14 protein-coding genes are annotated in these 21,138 nt (G+C 36.9%); 12 read left to right on the forward strand and 2 right to left on the reverse strand.

The window, feature by feature from the left end:
• Window positions 1–95: 95 nt before the first annotated feature.
• The 12 genes from hemA to N4270_RS03935 all read left to right on the forward strand — a co-directional run bounded on the left by hemA (window position 96) and on the right by N4270_RS03935 (window position 11,459).
• A complete protein-coding gene (gene hemA / locus N4270_RS03880) occupies window positions 96–1,358 on the forward strand; it encodes a glutamyl-tRNA reductase (protein WP_260095528.1) in 1,263 nt (420 codons plus the stop codon).
• Window positions 1,351–2,928, forward strand: a complete 1,578-nt coding sequence (gene hemC, locus N4270_RS03885; RefSeq protein WP_260095529.1) for a hydroxymethylbilane synthase — start codon at window positions 1,351–1,353, stop codon at window positions 2,926–2,928. Before hemA ends, hemC begins: the two co-directional genes overlap by 8 nt.
• A 77-nt stretch (window positions 2,929–3,005) precedes the next feature.
• The gene (hemE, locus tag N4270_RS03890; protein WP_260095530.1) at window positions 3,006–4,031 is read left to right on the forward strand and encodes a uroporphyrinogen decarboxylase; all 1,026 of its coding nucleotides are present in this window, start codon (window positions 3,006–3,008) and stop codon (window positions 4,029–4,031) included.
• A 141-nt stretch (window positions 4,032–4,172) separates the two neighbouring features.
• Window positions 4,173–4,940, forward strand: coding sequence for an EI24 domain-containing protein (locus tag N4270_RS03895; protein WP_260095531.1), 768 nt, complete (start codon window positions 4,173–4,175; stop codon window positions 4,938–4,940).
• Between the two features lies 1 nt (window position 4,941).
• Window positions 4,942–5,481, forward strand: a complete 540-nt coding sequence (locus tag N4270_RS03900; RefSeq protein WP_260095532.1) for a GNAT family N-acetyltransferase — start codon at window positions 4,942–4,944, stop codon at window positions 5,479–5,481.
• On the forward strand, window positions 5,471–6,373 hold the full coding sequence (hemF, locus tag N4270_RS03905) for an oxygen-dependent coproporphyrinogen oxidase (protein WP_260095533.1): 903 nt from the start codon (window positions 5,471–5,473) through the stop codon (window positions 6,371–6,373). The genes N4270_RS03900 and hemF overlap by 11 nt, the downstream gene beginning before the upstream one ends.
• Before the next feature lie 21 nt (window positions 6,374–6,394).
• Window positions 6,395–7,384 carry a porphobilinogen synthase gene (gene hemB, locus N4270_RS03910; protein WP_260095534.1) on the forward strand — a complete coding sequence of 330 codons (990 nt, stop codon included), beginning with the start codon at window positions 6,395–6,397 and terminating at the stop codon, window positions 7,382–7,384.
• Between the two features lie 29 nt (window positions 7,385–7,413).
• Window positions 7,414–8,541: a CNNM domain-containing protein gene (locus N4270_RS03915; protein ID WP_260095535.1), complete on the forward strand. Its 1,128-nt coding sequence runs from the start codon at window positions 7,414–7,416 to the stop codon at window positions 8,539–8,541.
• Entirely contained in the window at window positions 8,541–9,014 is a 474-nt protein-coding gene (locus N4270_RS03920; protein ID WP_260095536.1) for a methylated-DNA--[protein]-cysteine S-methyltransferase, read from the forward strand. Before N4270_RS03915 ends, N4270_RS03920 begins: the two co-directional genes overlap by 1 nt.
• Complete coding sequence (locus N4270_RS03925) at window positions 9,014–9,529, forward strand: DUF4442 domain-containing protein (RefSeq protein WP_260095537.1); 516 nt, start codon at window positions 9,014–9,016, stop codon at window positions 9,527–9,529. Before N4270_RS03920 ends, N4270_RS03925 begins: the two co-directional genes overlap by 1 nt.
• A gap of 16 nt (window positions 9,530–9,545) precedes the next feature.
• Window positions 9,546–10,700, forward strand: a complete 1,155-nt coding sequence (locus N4270_RS03930) for a serine hydrolase (RefSeq protein ID WP_260095538.1) — start codon at window positions 9,546–9,548, stop codon at window positions 10,698–10,700.
• Between the two features lie 45 nt (window positions 10,701–10,745).
• Window positions 10,746–11,459, forward strand: a complete 714-nt coding sequence (locus N4270_RS03935; RefSeq protein ID WP_260095539.1) for a 3'-5' exonuclease — start codon at window positions 10,746–10,748, stop codon at window positions 11,457–11,459.
• Between the two features lie 16 nt (window positions 11,460–11,475).
• On the opposite strand, the gene N4270_RS03940 is transcribed toward N4270_RS03935, so the two are convergent.
• Together N4270_RS03940 and N4270_RS03945 are read right to left on the reverse strand one after the other, a co-directional pair.
• On the reverse strand, window positions 11,476–16,599 hold the full coding sequence (locus tag N4270_RS03940; protein ID WP_260095540.1) for a GEVED domain-containing protein: 5,124 nt from the start codon (window positions 16,597–16,599) through the stop codon (window positions 11,476–11,478).
• A 303-nt stretch (window positions 16,600–16,902) separates the two neighbouring features.
• Window positions 16,903–21,138 (reverse strand): GEVED domain-containing protein (locus tag N4270_RS03945; RefSeq protein ID WP_260095541.1); only part of this gene is annotated, 4,236 nt, incomplete at its 5' end.

Here is a 21,138-nt window from a genome sequence, read left to right on the forward strand (position 1 = left end):
CCTAAAAAACCAGAAACGATACTTAAAGTTCTTCTAGCGTTGTTTTTTATCCACGTACCTTAGTATTTTTGTTCTCGTAATTTTCCAAATCAGGTATGGAGCACTACAGCAGATCAAAAGGAACAACATTTTATGCCATAGGCCTCAGCTATAAAAAAGCCGATGCCAAAATACGTGGTCACTTTAGTTTAGACGACGCCTCTAAACTTGCAGTATTAGAACAAGCTAAGCAAAATGGTATTGAGAGCATTGTGGTGACTTCAACGTGTAACAGAACTGAAATCTACGGATTTGCCGAGCATCCTTTTCAACTCATTCAATTACTTTGCAACAACACCAAAGGTACTGTTGACGAATTTCAACAAGTTGCCTATGTCTACAAAAACAAAGAGGCTATTGCTCATATGTTTCGTGTAGGCTCAGGATTAGACAGTCAAATTCTTGGAGACTTTGAAATTATAAGTCAGTTGAAAGTCAGTGCAAAACTGTCTAAAAAACACAACTTATTCAATCCGTTTTTTGAACGCTTAATTAATGCCGTTATTCAGGCATCAAAACGCATCAAAACTGAAACTGAAATTTCATCAGGTGCAACATCAGTTTCATTTGCATCAGTGCAGTACATTTTAAATACGATTGAAAAGGTTTCAGAAAAAAATATTCTACTCTTCGGAACTGGTAAAATTGGAAGAAATACTTGTGAAAACTTGGTTAAACACACCAAAAATGAACACATCACTCTAATCAATAGAACAAAAAATAAAGCCGAAGCTATCGCAGGAAAGTTTAATCTTCTCGTTAAAGATTACGCGCATCTTCAAGAGGAAATTAATACTTCAGATATTTTAATTGTTGCCACAGGCGCTCAAAATCCAACGGTCGACAAACATTGTATTCAAAGTACTAAACCGCTTCTAATTTTAGACTTGTCTATTCCAAAAAATGTCCATGAAAATGTCACCGATTTAGAGCATGTGACTCTTGTGCATTTAGATGACTTATCGCAAATTACCGACGAAACTTTAGAACGCAGAAAAGCTCATATTCCTGTTGCAGAAGCCATTATAGAAGAGATTAAAACCGATTTCAACGCTTGGTTAGCAACCCGAAAATTTGCACCAACCATAAAAGCATTAAAACATAAATTAGCAGATTTTGCTACGGCCGAATTAGATACACAACGCAAAAAAATGAGTGATTTCAATGAAGCGCAAGCCGAATTGATTAGCAATAATATCATTCAAAAAATCACCAACCATTTTGCGCATCATTTAAAAGATGATACCATTTCTACAGATGACAGCCTTGAACTCATAAAAAAAGTGTTTCAATTAGAAGCAACTACAGATAATGTCTAAAACCATCAGAATCGGAACTCGCGATAGTGAATTAGCACTATGGCAAGCCAAAACCGTACAATCACAACTCGAACATTTAGGTCATAAAACACAACTCGTCCCTGTTAAATCTACAGGAGATATTGTACTCGACAAACCTATTTACGAACTCGGAATTACTGGCGTATTTACCAAAACACTAGATATCGCAATGCTTAATGGCGAGATTGATATTGCTGTACATTCGCTAAAAGATGTCCCAACTTTATTGCCAAAAGGCATTGTTCAGGCGGCCGTTTTAAAACGTGGAAATGTTAGAGATTGTTTAGTATTTAAAAACAACGAAGAGTTCTTATCGCAACGAGATGCGGTAATTGCAACCGGAAGTTTACGTCGTAGAGCACAATGGTTAAATCGTTATCCAACACATACTATCGTTGGCTTGCGTGGTAATGTAAATTCACGCTTGCAAAAATTAGAAGACAACGACTGGAATGGTGCCATTTTCGCTGCAGCGGGTTTAGGTCGTCTCAATATGAAGCCTGAAGAGAGCTTTAATTTAGAATGGATGATTCCTGCACCTGCGCAAGGCGCTATTATGATTACAGCACTCGAAACTGATGAAGAAACGCGAGCTATTTGTGCTGAAATTAATCATGAAGATACTCAAATTGCAACATCTATAGAGCGTGAATTTCTAAATCGTTTAGAAGGCGGATGCTCAGCACCCATTGGTGCTTTAGCCTTCGTAAAAGATGAAGAAGTGCATTTTCAAGGCATTTTATTAAGCCTTGATGGAAGTAAAAAAATAGAAGTCCAACGTACTGTCGCTTTAGGTAAACACGACGAACTCGCCCAGTTTTGTGCCGATTATATTATCGAACGTGGTGGAAAGCGCTTAATGGACGATTTAAAAAAATCATCTCAAGCCGTTACTATCTTTTCTACTAAAACTTTAACCGATGATCAAAAACAACTGTTTCATGATGCTGTGGTTTCTGATAGTTCCGATTTTATAAAAATCAGCCTCAATCGTATGACGCATAAAGTCTTACGACCAATGCCAAAGAATGTGATTATTAGCAGTAAAAATGCTGTTGAAGCCTTGCTAACCAACTTTGCGCCTCAAGAATTACAGTTTGAAAACATCTATTGCGTAGGCCGACGAACTAAGCGACTCGTAGAACGTAAAATAGGTCCTGTAAAACATACCGAAAACAACGCTAAAGCCTTAGCCGAATATTTAGTAGACTATATCGAAGGGACTCAAGTCACCTATTTCTGTAGTGATATACGTTTAGAGGCCTTACCTAAAATTTTAAAAGACAATCAAATTGAAGTCAATGAAGTAACAGCTTATGAGACTAAATATGATGCTGTTAAAATTAAAGACACTGTAAAAGGGGTTATGTTTTATAGTCCGTCAACAGTTCAAAGCTACAAACAGGAAAATGAAAATGATGATATTACTGCATTTTGCATAGGAGAAACTACTGCAAAAGAAGCCCGCAGGCATTTTAAAGATGTAAGAGTTGCTAAAGTTCCAACCGTAGAAAGTGTCATAGCTTTGGTGAACCAGTATTTTGAATAACGAAGCGTCATGCTGATCTTGATTCAGCATCACCTAATAATTAATCCGATTCCAGAATTTTAAAGGAATAAAAAACAATGATTAAAAACGATTTATTTTTAAGAGCACTAAAAGGAGAAACCGTAGAGCGTCCACCAGTTTGGATGATGCGTCAAGCTGGTCGTTACCTTCCAGAATTTATGGAAATCAAAGCAAAGTATGATTTTTTCACGCGTTGCCAAACACCTGAACTTGCCAGTGAAATTACCGTACAACCAATTCGTCGTTATGGGATGGATGCTGCTATTTTATTTAGCGATATTTTGGTCATTCCGCAAGCCATGAATATTGAAGTCCAGATGAAACCTAATTTTGGACCTTATTTACCAAATCCGGTTCGCTCTCAAAAGGACGTCGACAATGTTATAGTTCCCGATGTTAAAGAAGCTTTAAACTATGTGTATCAAGCCATTAAAGCCACTAAAGAAAAATTAAACGACGAGATTCCGTTAATCGGATTTGCAGGTTCGCCGTGGACGATTTTATGTTACTGCGTGCAAGGTCAAGGCTCTAAAAATTTTGATAAAGCTAAAGAGTTTTGCTTTACAAACCCTGTGGCGGCACATCAATTATTGCAAAAAATCACTGATACTACCATTGCTTACTTAAAAGAGAAAGTAAAAGCAGGATGTAATGCCGTTCAGGTGTTCGATTCTTGGGGAGGCATGTTATCGCCAGTCGATTATCAGGAGTTTTCATGGCAATACATTCAACAAATTATTGATGCGTTAAAAGCCGATGCGCCTGTGATTGCCTTCGGAAAAGGCTGCTGGTTTGCATTAGATACCATGGCAAAATCTGGTGCTTCTGCTTTGGGTATCGACTGGACCTGCTCTGCTAAGAACGCACGTTATTTAACTGGCGGAAACATTACTTTACAAGGTAATTTTGACCCGACACGTTTATTTTCTCCGCCTTCAGACATTAAAAAAATGGTCCACCAAATGATTAATGATTTTGGTAAAGACAGATATATTGTAAATTTAGGTCATGGTATTTTACCTAATATTCCGTTAGATCACGCCAAGGCATTTATTGATGCTGTAAAAGAATATAAGGTATAAGTTGCTGGGCGTTACCTAAAGGTCGCGCTCTCACCAGTCGCTATCAAAGATGAGCTCCAACAAAGGCTCCATCGCTAACGCAAAATTGAGATACAATGATTACTTTAGTCCTTATTAAAAAACAGACCTAATTAAAGTGTTATGATAAAAAACATTCTAAAAGGCATCCAGGCGTATTCAGGAGCTTTGGCATTAATTTCAAAATTAAAGCTTTGGAAATACTTTTTTATTCCTATCATCATTAGTATCATCACTGCAACTATCATTGGTTTATCTGCCTATGGTTTATCAGATAACCTAGGTCGATTTTTAGCCAAAATATGGATCTGGGATTGGGGAAAAGAAACTTTCACATCCATTACAAGTGTGATTGGAGGCATCATCATTATTGCTATTGGTTTGATTCTCTACAAACACATCATTATGGCATTGTCTGCGCCATTTATGAGTCCGGTATCCGAAAAAATAGAAGCCCATCTTACTGGTATAGAAAAACACCATCACAGAAACACCTCGTTTAAAGAGCAACTCTGGAGAGGGATTAGAATTAATATGCGAAATTTAGGCAAAGAACTACTCATCACATTCCCTATTTTACTCTTAAAATTTATTCCTGTAATCAATATTTTTTCCACAGTTTTATTGTTTTTAGTTCAGGCGTACTATGCTGGTTTTGGGAATATGGATTATACACTAGAACGTCATTTTAAATATAGAGAAAGTATTCAGTTTGTGAGAAAACACAGAGGGATTGCCATAGGAAATGGCATCGTATTTATGCTTTTTTTATTAATTCCGGTTATAGGCGTAATTTTAGTATTACCAATGAGTGTTACTGCAGCCTCATTAAAAACGGTAAACCTGCTCAAAGACGACCAACTGTTAGGTGGTCATAAAACCTTGGTGTAGAATGATACAGTTCGACGGTTTTGAAATCAACCCTATTCACAGTGGTGATGCCTGGAAACTTTGTGATTTTATGGTAGTCAATGAAGACCGTTTAAAACGCTATTTCCCAAAAACCTTAGAACAAAATTTAAATCCGACACTCTCTCAATTTTTTGTTGAAAAAAAAGTCAAAGCCTTTGAGACTAAATCAGAGTTTTTGTTCACGCTAAAAAAATCGGAAACACGTGAGCTTGCCGGACTCATATACATCAAAGAAATCGATTTAGACAACAAGCAAGGAGAATTTGCCTATTGCATTGGGTATCCGTTTGAAGGGCAAGGCTTAACATCAAAATCAATAGAGGCTTTATCGCAATATGCCTTTGAAACCATAGGTTTAAACAGGCTTCAAATTATTGTACACAAAGACAATATCCCAAGTGTTAAAGTTGCTAAAAAGAATGCTTTCAAATGGCAAAACACTTTAAAAAACGAATATACACCTCCAGGCGAACAGCCCTTGGATATGGAACTATATGAACTATACAAAAATGAAAGATAAATTTTTCAACTACATACACGACTTACAAGATACCATCACTTCAAAGCTGGAAGCCATTGATGGTAAAGCGACATTTCAAGAAGATCTCTGGAAACGCCCCGAAGGTGGTGGCGGAAGAACTCGTGTCATAGAAAATGGTAATGTTTTTGAAAAAGGCGGAGTTAATATTTCTGGGGTTCATGGAAAACTTCCTGAGTCTATGCAAGCTTATTTTGGTGTTAAGGATGCCGATTTTTTTGCCTGCGGACTAAGTCTTGTTCTACATCCTAAAAACCCAATGGTACCAACTGTTCACGCCAACTGGCGCTATTTTGAAATGTATGATCAAGCGGGTAATATTGTAGATCAATGGTTTGGTGGCGGACAAGATTTAACGCCTTATTATCTGTTTGAAGACGATGCTAAACATTTTCATCAAACCTGTAAGACTGCTTGCGATAAACACCACCCAGAATTTTATCATAATTATAAAGCGCGTTGCGACGATTATTTTTACAATGCCCACAGAAATGAAGGTCGTGGTGTTGGTGGTTTGTTTTTCGACTATTGCAAACAAACCGATGCGATGAGCATGCAAAACTGGTACGACTTTGTCACCGAAGTTGGTAACAGTTTTTTAGAAGCCTATGTACCCATTGTAGAAAAAAGAAAAGATTTAGACTACACCAAAGCGCAACGGGATTGGCAAGAAATTAGACGTGGTCGTTATGTAGAGTTTAATCTCGTTCATGATAAAGGCACGCTTTTCGGATTAAAAACCAACGGCCGTATTGAAAGTATTTTGATGAGTTTACCGCCTCATGTACAATGGGTTTATGACCATCATCCAGAAAAAGGCAGCGACGAAGAAAAATTAATAAACGTATTACAAAACCCTATTGATTGGGTTTAAGACACTAAAAAATATACTACTATGTTTCCACTTAGACGAAACCGAAGATTAAGAACCAATGAAGCGATTAGAAGCTTAGTTCGTGAGACGATTATTACACCTAATGATTTTCTTGTGCCACTTTTTGTCGTTGAAGGAAAAGGCGTTAAGCAAGAAATTCCATCGATGCCAAACTATTATCGATTTAGCCTTGATTTATTAGAACACGAAGTCAAAGAGTTATGGGCATTAGGTTTAAAATCGGTATTGCTCTTCGTAAAAGTACCAGACCAATTAAAAGACAATAAAGGTACTGAAGCTCTAAATCCTGACGGACTCATGCAACGCGCCATAAAAACCGTAAAAAATGTGTGTCCGCAAATGCTGGTCATGACCGATGTCGCACTTGATCCTTATTCATCTTATGGTCACGATGGCATTATTCAAAACGGTATTATAGTCAACGACGATACCGTCGATGTCTTAGTAGAAATGAGCCTATCTCATGCTCAGGCTGGTGCCGATTTTGTCGCACCAAGCGATATGATGGATGGTCGTATTTTAGCCATTCGGGAAGCCTTAGAAGACGATGGATTTACCGATACTGGAATTATGAGCTATTCGGCAAAATATGCCTCAGCATTTTATGGTCCGTTTCGTGATGCTTTAGATTCTGCGCCTGCAGATGTGAAAGATATTCCGAAGGATAAAAAAACCTATCAAATGGATTTTGCTAACCGCTTTGAGGCTTTAAAAGAAACTGAAATGGATATCGATGAAGGTGCTGATATTGTGATGGTAAAACCAGGTTTATGCTATTTAGATATTGTTCGCGAAATAAAAAATGAAGTCGATGTTCCTGTGGCTGTTTATCAGGTTTCTGGAGAGTATGCCATGCTTAAAGCAGCCGCCGAAAAAGGCTGGTTAAACCATGACGCCGTGATGCTCGAACAGATTACGGCTATTAAACGTGCTGGTGCAGATGTGATTGCAAGTTATTTTGCTAAGGATGTTGTAAAATTATTATCGTAAATTCGTAGTTATAAAATTCAAAAAAATCCATGGGATTACTCATATTTTACGCCATTATTTCCATTTTCTTTTCCTTTTTATGTTCCATTCTAGAAGCTGTTCTTCTAAGTGTAACGCCTACATTTCTCAATTTAAAGAAAAGTGAAGGTAAAGCCTATGCCGAAGACTTAGAGCTATTAAAAAAGGATGTTGATCGCCCACTTATTGCGATTCTGACTCTAAATACAATCGCACATACTGTGGGAGCGATTTTAGTTGGTGTACAAGCAAAAGTGGCTTATGCAGAACTCTACGGAACCACCTCAAGAAGTATTTTTGGTGTCAAGTTCACAGAAGATTTAATGGTTGGTGTTGTGTCAACAATCATGACGATTCTTATTTTAGTGGCTTCGGAAATTATCCCAAAAACCATCGGCGCCACCTACTGGAAACAACTAGCTAATTTTACTACCAAAGCCTTAAATGTTTTAATCTTTCCGTTAAAATGGACCGGAATTCTTTGGATTCTTCAACTTACTACCAAGTTAATTGGCGGTAAAGGTCATGGCAGTGTGTTAAGCCGTGAAGGTTTTTTAGTTATGGCAGATATGGCACATGAGGAAGGCGTATTTCAGGAAAATGAAAGTAAAATTATCAAAAACCTGCTCACCTTTAAAGAGGTCTTTGCTAAAGATATCATGACTCCAAGAACAGTCATGAAAGCTGAAGATGAAAACACAACTGTTGAAGATTTTTTCAAAAAGAATATGAACCTTCGATTTTCACGAATTCCTATTTATTCTGATAATCCAGATAATATTAAAGGTCTGGTTTTAAAAGATGAGATTTTTAAGGAAATGGCTTTAGATAATGGAACTAAAAAGCTGTCAGAATTAAAGCGTCACATTATCGTTGTAGATCGCAACTTAGCCATTCCTAAATTATTCGAGCAATTGGTAGAAACGCGTAATCACATGGCACTTGTGGTTGATGAATATGGCTCAGTAAGTGGCTTGGTGACTATGGAAGATGTGATTGAAACTTTACTCGGATTAGAAATCATGGATGAAAGTGATAATGTCACAGATCTTCAATATATGGCTAGAAAAAGCTGGGAGACACGAGCTAAAAAATTAGGAATTCTGGACGCTAACACTTCTGAAGACAACAACCAATAATGGAAACTTGCATCATCAATTCGCCTCTTGGGTTTACCAAAATTATTGGTGATGAAGATGGTATTTGCCAAGTTACTGTATTAAATTCTGAAGAAAAAGAAACCGATATTATTCCTGATGAATTGGAAGATTGTGCTATTCAGCTACAGGAATATTTTGAAGGTTCACGCACTAAGTTTGATTTAAAATTAAATCCGCAAGGCACTGAATTTCAAAAATTAATATGGACCCTTTTGGAGGAGATTCCCTACGGAAAAACAGTCTCTTATCTGCAATTATCAAAACGATTAGGTGATGTCAAGGCGATTAGAGCCGTCGCTAATGCTAATGGTAAAAACCCTTTATGGATTATAGTGCCTTGTCATCGTGTTATTGGTAGTGACGGAAGCCTTACAGGATATGCTGGAGGATTACACAGAAAGCAGTGGTTGCTAGAACATGAAAGCCCTTATAAACAACAATCTTTATTTTAATGTATAGATACTTAAGTCAAGTATTAAAACGTTTTGTTAAGCCTTCAACTTTATTTAAATATGGCTTTAACTGGTCGCCAATGTATAGGCGAACCACAGCTAAATTAATTGAAGTTAGCGACGATTTACACAAAGTGGTCATCACGATGAAACCTCAGTGGAAAAACCGGAATTTTGTAGGTTCTATATTTGGAGGAAGCATGTTATCGGCAACCGACCCAATTTACATGATCCAGCTTATACAAATCTTAGGTGATGATTATGTTGTTTGGGACAAATCTGTGGAAGCACGCTATAAACGACCTGCTAAAAGCAAAATATTTGGTGTCTTTGTGTTTTCCGAAGAAGACATTCAACAAATAAAACAAGATGTAGCTCTAAACCATGAAATTGATCTTGTTAAAACGATGAGTCTCGTGGATAGCAACCAAAATAATATTGCTACTTTTAAGAAAACAATTTATATCGCAGACAAGCAATTTTACAAGGAAAAATTAAAACAACGTCGTACATAAATACAATGAAATACTAATGAAATTTTTAAAAAAATTCTTCAAATGGACATTAGGCATTATCGCCTTATTGGTGTTACTCTTATATATTTTTGATTACGGTTATATCTTAAGAGGTGTCCGTGTGGTCTATTTTACAGGACATGACACAGCATTTATCGATGACTACCCGTATTTTGAAAACGATACCATTAGCAAAGGAGCCACTACAGATGAATGGGCTAATCATAAAAATTACAATTCGGTAACAGTAACACCAGCCTTAGAAAAAGCAAATCAAGATTGGGGAACCATAGCCTATGTGATTATTAAAAATGATAGTATTTGGTTTGAAACTTATTATGATGGTTTTGATGATACCTCAAAAACCAATTCATTTTCGATGGCAAAAAGTTATACCTCAGGCTTATTAGGAAAAGCTATTATGGATGGCTATATCGAGAGTCTAGACCAACCGCTTAGTGATTTTTTCCCAGAATACAGCTATGCAAAAACTACTGTTGGTGACTTGTCGTCTATGGCATCTGGATTGGATTGGGTAGAGCATTATACGAGTCCGTTTTCAGTGACAGCCAGAGCAAATTATGATGATGATTTAGCTGAAACCATTTTAAATCAAAAAGTCGTAAAAACACCTGGAGTTGCATTTGAATACTTGAGTGGCAGCACCCAATTACTGGGAATGGTCATCGAAAAAGCTACAGGAAAAACACTTTCAAATTATCTTTCTGAAAGCTTCTGGAAACCTTTAGGATCGTCGGAAGATGCACTTTGGCAGTTAGATGACGAGGACAACAGACTGGCTAAAGCATTTTGTTGTATCGCTAGTAATGCTAAAGATTTTGCCCGATTTGGAAAGTTGTATAAAGATCATGGACAATGGAACGGACAACAATTATTAGATTCTGCATTTGTGGCAAAATCCGTTACACCACGATTTCCTGAAAGTCCAGAATATGGCTATGGTTGGTGGCTTAAAGACATGGGAGACAAAAGTTTTTTTATGATGCGAGGACACCTAGGCCAATACGTTATTGTTGAGCCGGATGACAATGTTATTATCGTTAGATTAGGACATCGAAAATCGCCAGATAACAATACACATACATTTAGTAACGATATTTCTTTGTATATTGAAGAAGCTTACAAGATGTTAGGCACACCTATCAATTAAATATAAATCTCTAACCATTAGAATGACTTAAAATCTTTTTCACTCATGATTACGAAATTACATATAGAAAATATTCTATTTTTAGATATTGAAACGGTTCCTGAAACCGAATATTATTCTGAATTGGATGCCACCAAACAGCAACTTTGGGAACATAAATCACAGTACCAGAGACGTGACGAATATACTGCTGAAGCGTTTTATGAGCGTGCAGGAATTTGGGCAGAGTTTGGTAAAATCATCTGTATTTCGGTTGGATATTTTAAAATGGAAGGCGACATCAGAACTTTTAGAGTTACTTCGTTTTATGGTGATGAAGTCACAATTCTGAAGGACTTTAAAAACTTGTTATTAACTCATTTCAGTTCAAATAAACATTTGCTTTGCGCACATAACGGTAAAGAATTTGATTTCCCCTACATTGCCAGACGTATGATCATTCACAATATCGAATTACCTTATAAGTTAAATCTCTTCGGAAAAAAACCTTGGGAAGTTCCTCACCTGGACACCTTAGAACTTTGGAAATTTGGCGACTATAAAACCTACACCTCTCTAAAATTACTGACTAATGTATTAGGCATTCCTTCTCCAAAAGATGATATCGATGGCAGTGAAGTATACCGCGTGTATTATAAAGATCAAGAAATTGACCGTATTATCACCTATTGCGAAAAAGACACCATTGCCGTTGCTCAAATTTTCTTAAGATTACGTGGCGACGACTTATTACATGATAATGAAATTATTCATGTATAGGATCAAGACTTTAACTCTAGTTAATGACAACCTTTTGAGTTTTCTTTTGAACACTATTCTTTAATGCCACAATATAAGCGCCTCTTGCCGCAGATAACACATCAATACGGTGTGTGGTCTGAGCACTGTCTAAAGTTATTTGTTTAACCAGTCGTCCCTGAATGTCGTAGATGCTTACATCTGTATCCTCAATCAACTGCCCTTTGATATACACAACTTTTGTATTGGTACTTGTATAGATCTCAATCGTGTTGTCTTCAGTAGAAACTGTACTTAAAGTGTCTTCATTAAATCGTAAATAGTATCTTCCAATATTACTTAAGTCTTCATTTAATGTTATAGTATAATCACTATTATTTAATAAGGTAAAAGTATTATTAACGCTATCTTCTAAATAGACTTCTATATTTTCTGGTAATGTGCTTTCAGAAATACTAATGGTCAATTGCTGACCTTGCGCGATATGAACACCTAACGGAATCACAGCGTTAGATAAAGCATCAAACCCCAGAGATTGAATTGCCATATCAATACCATTATTATCTTCTAATAGGTGAGAATACAAAGCGAAATTTGAAGGCGCCTGGTCTCCAAAGACGCTAGAATCATAGTTAAAGTCCATTCCGTTAGAAGCATTATTGGTAAAGTAGAAATCTGTTTTGTAAACGCCTTGTGTAGCATGACTTAATTCTAATTGTAGATGAACAATACTTGAACTTCCGTCTTGTCGGCCCAATATAAAATCATCTGAACTTCCTATACTTCGCATGGTTGGTGTAAAACTTATCGACCCGTTATTAGTTGCAGAGGCTACTAAAAACCCTTGACCTGGCGTGACAATAGCATTGGGGTTAGCATCAGAATAAGCCTGATTCCATATTTCCCAACCATTGGCATTCCCATTATAGCCGTAGATTCCTGAACTCTGAGTATCAAACTGTGAATTATTTACTGAAAGAAAATCGGAAAGCTTTATATAGGACGGATAAGGATTTCCTACAAGATTCCATTCTGGATTGTTAGGTCCATTATTCACAATTGGTATGCTTAATGCTCTCGTCGTCACTAATCCATCAAATGTAAAGGTGCTTGCATCTGTAGAAGCTGCTCTGTAACCAATACCAGCATACATAGGTGCCGTTTCAGTAGCTGAATACAATACATAAGTATCTGTGATTTTATCAAATGGTCCGAATAAATATAACGTGTTACCCGTATTACTTAGAATATTAGGATTAGCTTGCCTGAAATTTAAAAACGATTCCCCAAATACTGGTGGTGCAATAAGGTCATTGCCTCCAGTACTAGCTGTTGTGTTTACATGACGTTTGTACTGCACATTTCCGATAACAAAATTACTGACAATTAAGCTTGCATATTCATTAGAATCGGATTCTAAAATAACATTGTCATTAGTAATTAAATTACCATTAACCGATAATGACTTTGCTTTTTCAATAATTATTCCTGCGCCAGTATTAACTCTTATATCATTGATTTGAATATCGTCAGTAACTGTATACGTTCCATCTAAAACAATGGCATTATCAGTTCCTGTTAATGCTGATGGTGCGTATGGTGTCCAAGCGCTATTTGTGTAAATTAAATCTCCTGAACCAATAAGTTTTACCGTATAGTCTTCTACTTCACCCCAGGTAAAATCTTCACAAGAGGTAGGAATCCCATCATACTTTAAAGACACGCGCATTCTTGTATCTGTTTCAGTAGCACTCAACGGAATAGTAAAATTACCACTAATAGGCGTATTGGTCGTAGGTGCTTGAGAAAACACAAGCTCACCTGAGTCTTCAAAATCACCATCTTTATTATAATCAATCCAAACAGCATAACCTTCAGAATAAATCGTACCTGTCCAAGTAGGTGTTATAGTAATCGTATACTGGTTGCCTTTTCTCAAAGCCGTTGATATATTGGTAAAATCAGAATAAAACTGAGCATCTGAAGAATTATCTATAGTGTTTAATTGTACACGGCTAATATATTCATCATTAACATTCTCACTTTCAGAAACACAATAACTTAAAACTTCCGGTAATGTCAATATTGCCACTTCATTACTATCTTCTGACTCATTTCCTGCAGCGTCTTTAGCTATCACTTTAAAAACGTAAATCGTTTCAGGAGTTAAGTTTGTAACTTGATAATTTGTCGTTGGGACATTCGCAATAAGGGTTCCATCCTGATACACATCATAAGTCACAACCCCTAAGTTATCGGTTGATGTTTCCCATGCTAAATCTACTGTGGTATCAGTAACATTGCTTGCTAATAGATTTAATGGTGTTGTAGGACTTTCTGTATCTGGCGCGAGAGTCGTAATAGAAACCGTATTACTTTGAGGAGAGCTGTTTCCAGCAGCATCTTTGGCAATAACATAAAAATCATAGTTGGTTAAAGGGCTAAGTCCTGTAACTTGATAAGAAGTCGTTGGTATTGTAGCTATCAATACGCCGTCTTGATAAATTTCATATTCAGTAACAGCAATATTATCAGTTGAGGCATCCCAACTTAAGTCTACAGAATTAGCAGTGATATTAGCAGCTGTTAAATTTGTTGGTTCAGTAGGCGCTTCAGTATCTGGAATAGCTGCTTCGGTAAAACTCCCTGTAAAAACACCTCTTCCGTAGGTAGAAGCAATGACCTGATTCGTTGTATCATCACCACTCACATCCCAGTAATCTAACGACGTTACGCTCACATCACTCATACCGTTGTAAGACTGTGTCCATGACGGATTAGCAGTATCAAAATCTATAGTTTGCCAAACACCTAACTGGGTTGCAACAATAGCTTCGTTAGGACTTAAAGGATTCAAAAGAAAGTCTCTCACAGGTATATTAGGAAGATTTCCTTCTTTACTTACCCAGCTTTGACCTTCATCATCAGAATACCAAATGCTTGTTACCCCATAATTATGAATGGTAACAATTAAATCTTCAAAGGTTTCACCAAATCTAACTGAAGACACAGAGCCCACGAAAGGCGTTGTAATTGTTGTCCACGTCGCAGAAGAATTAGTCACATTAGTTAACCTTAATAAGCCTCCATTTGCTGTCCCGACATACCATGTATTTGCGGCAAAAGGTGATGCTCTAAAAGCGGTTGGTTTTGATGTTAAATTCGTAGCATTAGAAAGTGTACCACTTGAGGCGTTGTTAACATTAATACTTCGAATAGAATAAGACGTACCCGAAGAATTATTAGACAATAATCGATTTGCATCATCATCATAACCCATTTGATTCACAAAATCTCCCGTTGTTTGACTATTAGCTAAAGAAGTGGCGCCTCCATTAATTCGACTCACACCATCCCATGGTAGATCAAATCTGTAGATAACATTAAATACGTAAGTGGCAATCATATAATCACCATCTTTATCTACAAAGGTGTAAAAACCATCACCATCACTTAGTTCTTCAGAAGAATTTATACCAGGCGATGTGTTTGCATCTCTAAAAGCCTGAGTCCCGTTATCTTGTGCGCCAGCTGAAAAAATGCCATTGGTGTCACCTGTTCCGTCAGGACCTATTCCTGCTTTAACAAATTGCGTGACATTATAGCCGTTGTTTCTGGTACTAATCGTTCCTCCTGCGTTATTCGAATAAGATATACCACCATCATGTCCAAAAAGCATAGCGGTTGAAGAGTTATTCCCAAAGGCAATAGAATGCTGATCAGCGTGAACAAATTGATAACCAAAACCACCATACCAATGCGAAAGCTGTGTATATGTTGTTCCTCCATTAGTTGTTTTAAACAAATCGATTCCTCCTACATAAAATGTATCATCATCGGCAGGATCAGCTTCGATTACTAAATCGTAAAATGCTTGTCCGCGACAAAAGTCATTTGCTGCTATATTGGTATCGGCATCATTAGGTAAATTTAAGGATGTAATACTTCCAAAAGCATTTGTTGTTTCGTAAATATGAACCGGAGAATTAATGCCTTCGGTTAATGCATAAATTTTATTCGCATTAGTTGCAGAACACTCCAACTCTACTCGATCTGAATCGGTTAATGGAGATGCGGCAGCTTCGGTCCATGTGCTTCCATTGGTAGAACTAAATACACGACCTCCACCTTCTCCAATAGCAGAACCAATTGTCCCTACCCATATTCTATTATCTGCACCAACTTCAAAATCGTTAGGAATATAGTAATATGTTTCTCCACCAAAAGAATGTTGCATATTAGCAGATTCTATTCTATTCCAATTTGCACCACCATCTGTAGAACGATAAATTCCTGAAGATTGTAAACCCAGCCAGTTATTAGGATTAGCTGCGTCACCATAGATGTGAGCACCAACTGCCACAAACAGTTCGGTAGATGTTCCATTATCCCATGCTAAAATATCATTGACGTAATAAATACCTGATAGGAATAAGTTTGTAGCACTAAAGTTAATATCTCCACTATCTGCTGGTGGAATATTTATGGCGTTCCAAGTTGTACCACCATCTGTAGTAACATAAACGCCATTACCTACCACATCACCAGCGGTGTATTGTTCTCCAGTACCTGCATACCATATATTAGAATTTCTAGGATCAACGGTTAATGAAGTCACTGATAGATTACCAGGCACATTATCAACTCTGGTCCAGGTTGACGCAGCACTACCTATATTTGTATTTTTCCATAGTCCGCCACTTACACCACCTGCATACACCGTATTATTAGTTAAATCATTGGGATCAAACATGATAACACGGGTTCTTCCTCCAACATTATCAGGTCCTCTTTCTACCCAAGCATTATCAATACTGCCTGGTGATCTAAACATTGTTCTTTGTTGTACTAATTGTTCTCGTAAAAGTGTTAACTCGCCATCATCTAATCTTCCTGTAGATGGGTTTATTGTTAGCTCCCACATTTGTTCAAAATAGCGATTAGGTGGTAAGCCATGATGCTTACGTTTTTTCTTATCCCAGCTAAGGGTGTTTTTAAACGGACTATTATTTAAATAGTTTTTATGCTTTTCTCTTAACGCTTCGACTGAAAGTTGAGGTTCAACTGGGATCTTTTCAGATTGAAAATTGAACAGATAAAAAGTACCTATAGACAATATAATTAGGCAAAAAACTATAGTGGGGTATAATTTTTTATTCATGTTGGACTTGGGTTAATTTCTGAAAAATCAAATGAATCAGAAGAAATTTTGTTATCAATAAAAATGCTGAAAATAACGAGTTTTTGTTAAAATTTAATTAAAATGAATAAGTTTTTTGATTATCGGTATAAAAAACTAAGAATTATCCCACAAATAATAGCAACAAATGTTGATATACAACACCATCATTTATATATGAAGATTATGGTCAAAAAATAAAGTCCAGATTTCATATCTGGACTTTATTTTTTAATTATGTGAGTAAGCTTATAATGATTTTTAAGTCTATAAAAACTTTAAGAATTACTTAATTACTACTTTTTCAGTTCTCTCTTGAATTCCGTTCTTTAGAGACACAATATAAACTCCCGTTGAAATCGACGACACGTCAATACGATGGATAGTTTGTTGGTCGCTCAAAATCATCGTTTTAATCAACCTTCCTTGTATATCATGAATTGCTAATTGCGTGTCTTCTAATAATTGTCCTTTAACATATAATGTTTTAGGTTGTGTTGTTGCGTAAATATCAATTGTATTAGTTTCACTGCCAGGCGTACTTAAGGTTGTTTCAGCAAATCTCAAAAAGAACCGTCCAGTACCTGTAACATTAGTGTTTGTAGTAAAGGTATAATCTGATGTATTTAACAAAGTAAAGGTATTGTTAAGTACATCTTCTAAATAAACCTCAGTACTTTCATTTAGCGTTGTTTCAGAGATACGAATAGTGACTTGTTGTCCTTGAGAAACATGAACACCTAATGGTATGGCAACATCAGATAGATTAGTATTTCCAATAGATTGAACGCCGTAATTACGTCCTTGATTCTCTTCAACTAAATGAGAATAGATTGAAAACCCTGGTGCTGTTCCAAAAAGTCCAGAATCATAATTATGATCCAAACCTAATGAGGCATTGTCTGTAAAATAGAAATCTGTATGATACCTATTAGAGACATTACTCATTTCTAATTTTAAATGTGAAATGTTTGTGTTATTACTTTCTCTTCCGAGGATAAAATCATCATCACTACCTATAGAACGCATACTTGGTGTAAACACAATTTCTTCAGGATTTGTTGCTGTAGCAATTAAAAAGCCTTGTCCAGGTGTGATTTTTGCATTAGGATTGGCATCAGAATAAGCCTGATTCCAAATCGTCCATCCATCAGTAGCGTTTCCGTCATAACCATAAATTCCTGAGCGCTGGGTGTCAAATTTAGAGTTATTCGCACTCAAGAAATCAGATAGTTTTATATAAGAAGTGTACGGATTACCAATTAAGTTCCACTCCGGGCTTTGAGGACCAGATATAACTACAGGTGAATTAACATCTCCCATTTTTACTAATCCTGTAAAAGTAAATGTACTAGCATCAGTTGATGCTGCTCTATACCCAACTCCTGCTTCTAATGGAGCAGTTTCAGAATCTGTATATAACTCATAAGTTCCTGTCACTTTATCAAATGGTCCAAATAAAAATAAGGTATTTGCTGTATTGCTCAATATGTTAGGGTTTACAGCTCTAAAGTCCATAAATGATTCTCCAAAAACTGGTGGTGCAATCAAATCGTTGCCTCCTACACTAGCAGTTGCATTGACATGTCGCTTATATTGTGCAGTTCCAACGACTAGATTACTAACAATTAAACTTGCATATTCATCAGAATCTGATTCCATAACCACATTATCAGCAGTCTTTAATGCGCCATTTACGGTTAATGACTTTGCTTTTTCAATAACAATTCCTGCACCATCGCAAACTGTCATATCATTAATTTGGATATCATCGGTTACATTGTAAGTCCCATCTAATACAAATGCATTGTCTGTATTTGTAATAGGTGAAGGCGCATAAGGCGTCCATGCGCTACTGGTATAAATTAAATCGCCAAACCCAACAAGAATTACCGTATAATCTTCTACTTCTCCATAGGTAAACGTCTCGCAAGATGTTGGAATTCCGTTCCATTTCATAGAAACTCGCATTCTTGTTTTAATTACTGAAGCAGTCGCTGGAATTGTAAAACTTCCACTAACCGTTGGGTTTTGTGTAGGTGCTTGAGTAAATACTTGTTCTCCTGAATCTTCAAAATCACCATCACCATTATAATCAATCCAAACGGAATAGGCTTCATTATATACTGTACCTGCCCAAGCTGGTGTAATTGTAATTGTATAAGCATTCCCTTTTCTAAGTACTGTTGAAATACTGGTGAAATCTGAATAATCCTGTGCACCAGAAGCGTTGTCGATAGTATTCAATTCTACATTACTGATGTATTCTTCTGTGGAATTAGTACTCGTAGAATCACAATAATCAGCTGTATCATCTAATGTTATAAATGTAATAGCGGTCGCATAACCAGAAGTGGCTGTTGCCGAACACTTGCTTCTAACCTCTACTTCGTATTCTGTTGAAGATGTCAAAGTTGCTAATGCTTGAGAGTTGGTTGTTATATCTAAGATATCAATCCATGTCGGACTTCCAAGTTGGCGGTATCTTAAATCAAAATCAAAAGAAGGCATTGCATCCCAACTTATTGTTGCTCCAGTAGCTGTAATTGAACCTGCAGACAACCCTGTAGGTGGAGTTGGTTCAATTCCCTGATTTTCCCATTCACAAGTTGTATTATTAAATTGATAATCGTCCCAACAATTTGTGGCTGTTGGCTCGATAGGTTGCGTTCCTTGGTTCACCCAAGTACAATAGGTTGGTGATAAATCATCGTTATCAAACTGATAATCATCCCAACAATTTGTAGCAGCGGGTTCTAAAGGCTCTGTACCTTGATTTTCCCACTCACAAGTTGTATCATTAAATTGGTAATCATCCCAACAGTTTGTGGCTGTTGGTTCAGTAGGTTGTGTACCACTTAAATCCCATTCGCAAGTCGTATAGTTATAAGTAGCCGTTTCCCAGCATTCTAATGTTGCTGGTTCATCTTGTAATGTTACTGTAACTACTGCTGTACATGTGTCGGTATTTCCACTAGTGTCGGTCACCGTTAATGTGACATTATTAGCGCCTTCATCGGCACATGTAAAAGTTGTTTGTGAGGCAGCAATAGAAGCAATTCCGCAATTATCAGAAGATTCATTATTTATCTGAGCTGCAGTAATCGTTGCATTGCCACTGGCATCCAGTTGAACCGTTATGTTTTGACAAAATGCGCTAGGATCTTCATTGTCGGCTACAACAGTTATATTAAATGATGCTGTATTTGTATTTCCGTTATTATCGGTTGCAGAATAACTAATAGTTGTCACGCCTAAAGGAAAGACATCACCACTATTAAGACCAGTTCCATCAGTTCGTATCGCTACTAGTTCACCACCACAATTATCTGTAATGGAAGGATCTACCCAATTAGGTTGATTATTTCCACAAGTAAGTGTTATATCACTAGGTACATTAACAAATTCTGGATCTATTTGATCAACAACTGTAACTGTTGCTACACATGAATCGGTTTGATTTTCAGCATCAGTAACGGTTAATGTGACATCAACTGGCGTACCAATATTAGTACAATCAAAAGTATCGATATCAATACCATAATCTGTAATTGCAACATCATCAGAGGAACCACCATCAACATCAGTAGCTACTATTGTTGCATTTCCTGTGTTATCTAACTGGACTGTTATATTCTGACAAACGGCTACAGGTGGATCTGAAGCTGCAGGATCTGCATCAATATTAATATTATCAAGTGCCATGTCACTGCCCCAAGACGATCCGGTAACACCTCTAAATCGAATTAAAACAATTTTATTATCATAGGCAGAAAGGTCAATATTAGTTGCTGATTTCCACGTGTTTTGGCTGTTATCGTTTAAAATGGTCTCAACATTAAAAGTTAAACCATCATCATCACTAACTTCCAGTGCGATATAGCCCGTTTCAATTGGGTTTTCGGTAGCGCTACCTAAATCAGCACCATACATATGGTAATCAAAGCTAATTCTTGCATTTTGCCAACCTGTAAAGTCTATACAATCACTTGTTATGATGGCAGATTTTCGTGGGCTACCAGCTGGAGTTACGTTTGTAGATGCTTCGGTGTATATATACCACGTAGAACCTGATCCTGTTGTTGGACCTGTATTAGCTGAAGGCGTACCTCCACTATCTCTTGTCCAGTCAATATCATCATCGGTGCTATTGACACCTTGTTTCCATTCGTCTGTAAAGGATGTGTTATTTTCAAAACCTTGTGTATAAGGAAATGTTGATATGGTACCATCTAAACACGAATCTAATGTTGTAAATACTTCCGAAGCGGAATAAGCTGACGTAGTAACCGAACATTTGCTTCTGACTTGAACTTCGTATTCTGTAAGATTATCTAATCCACTAATTGTATAAGTATTCATGGTAAGATCTAAAACTTCAGTCCATGGTGTTGTTCCTGTTTCTCTATATCTTAAATCATAGGTTGCTGAAGGCACAGCATCCCAAGCGACATCGGCCGTTGATGGCGTAATTGCGCTTGCTGCTACATTCGTAGGTACACTTGTTACACATGGAATTTT

Origin of the sequence: Psychroserpens sp. SPM9 (assembly GCF_025153525.1) — a bacterium.
GTDB lineage: Bacteria > Bacteroidota > Bacteroidia > Flavobacteriales > Flavobacteriaceae > Psychroserpens.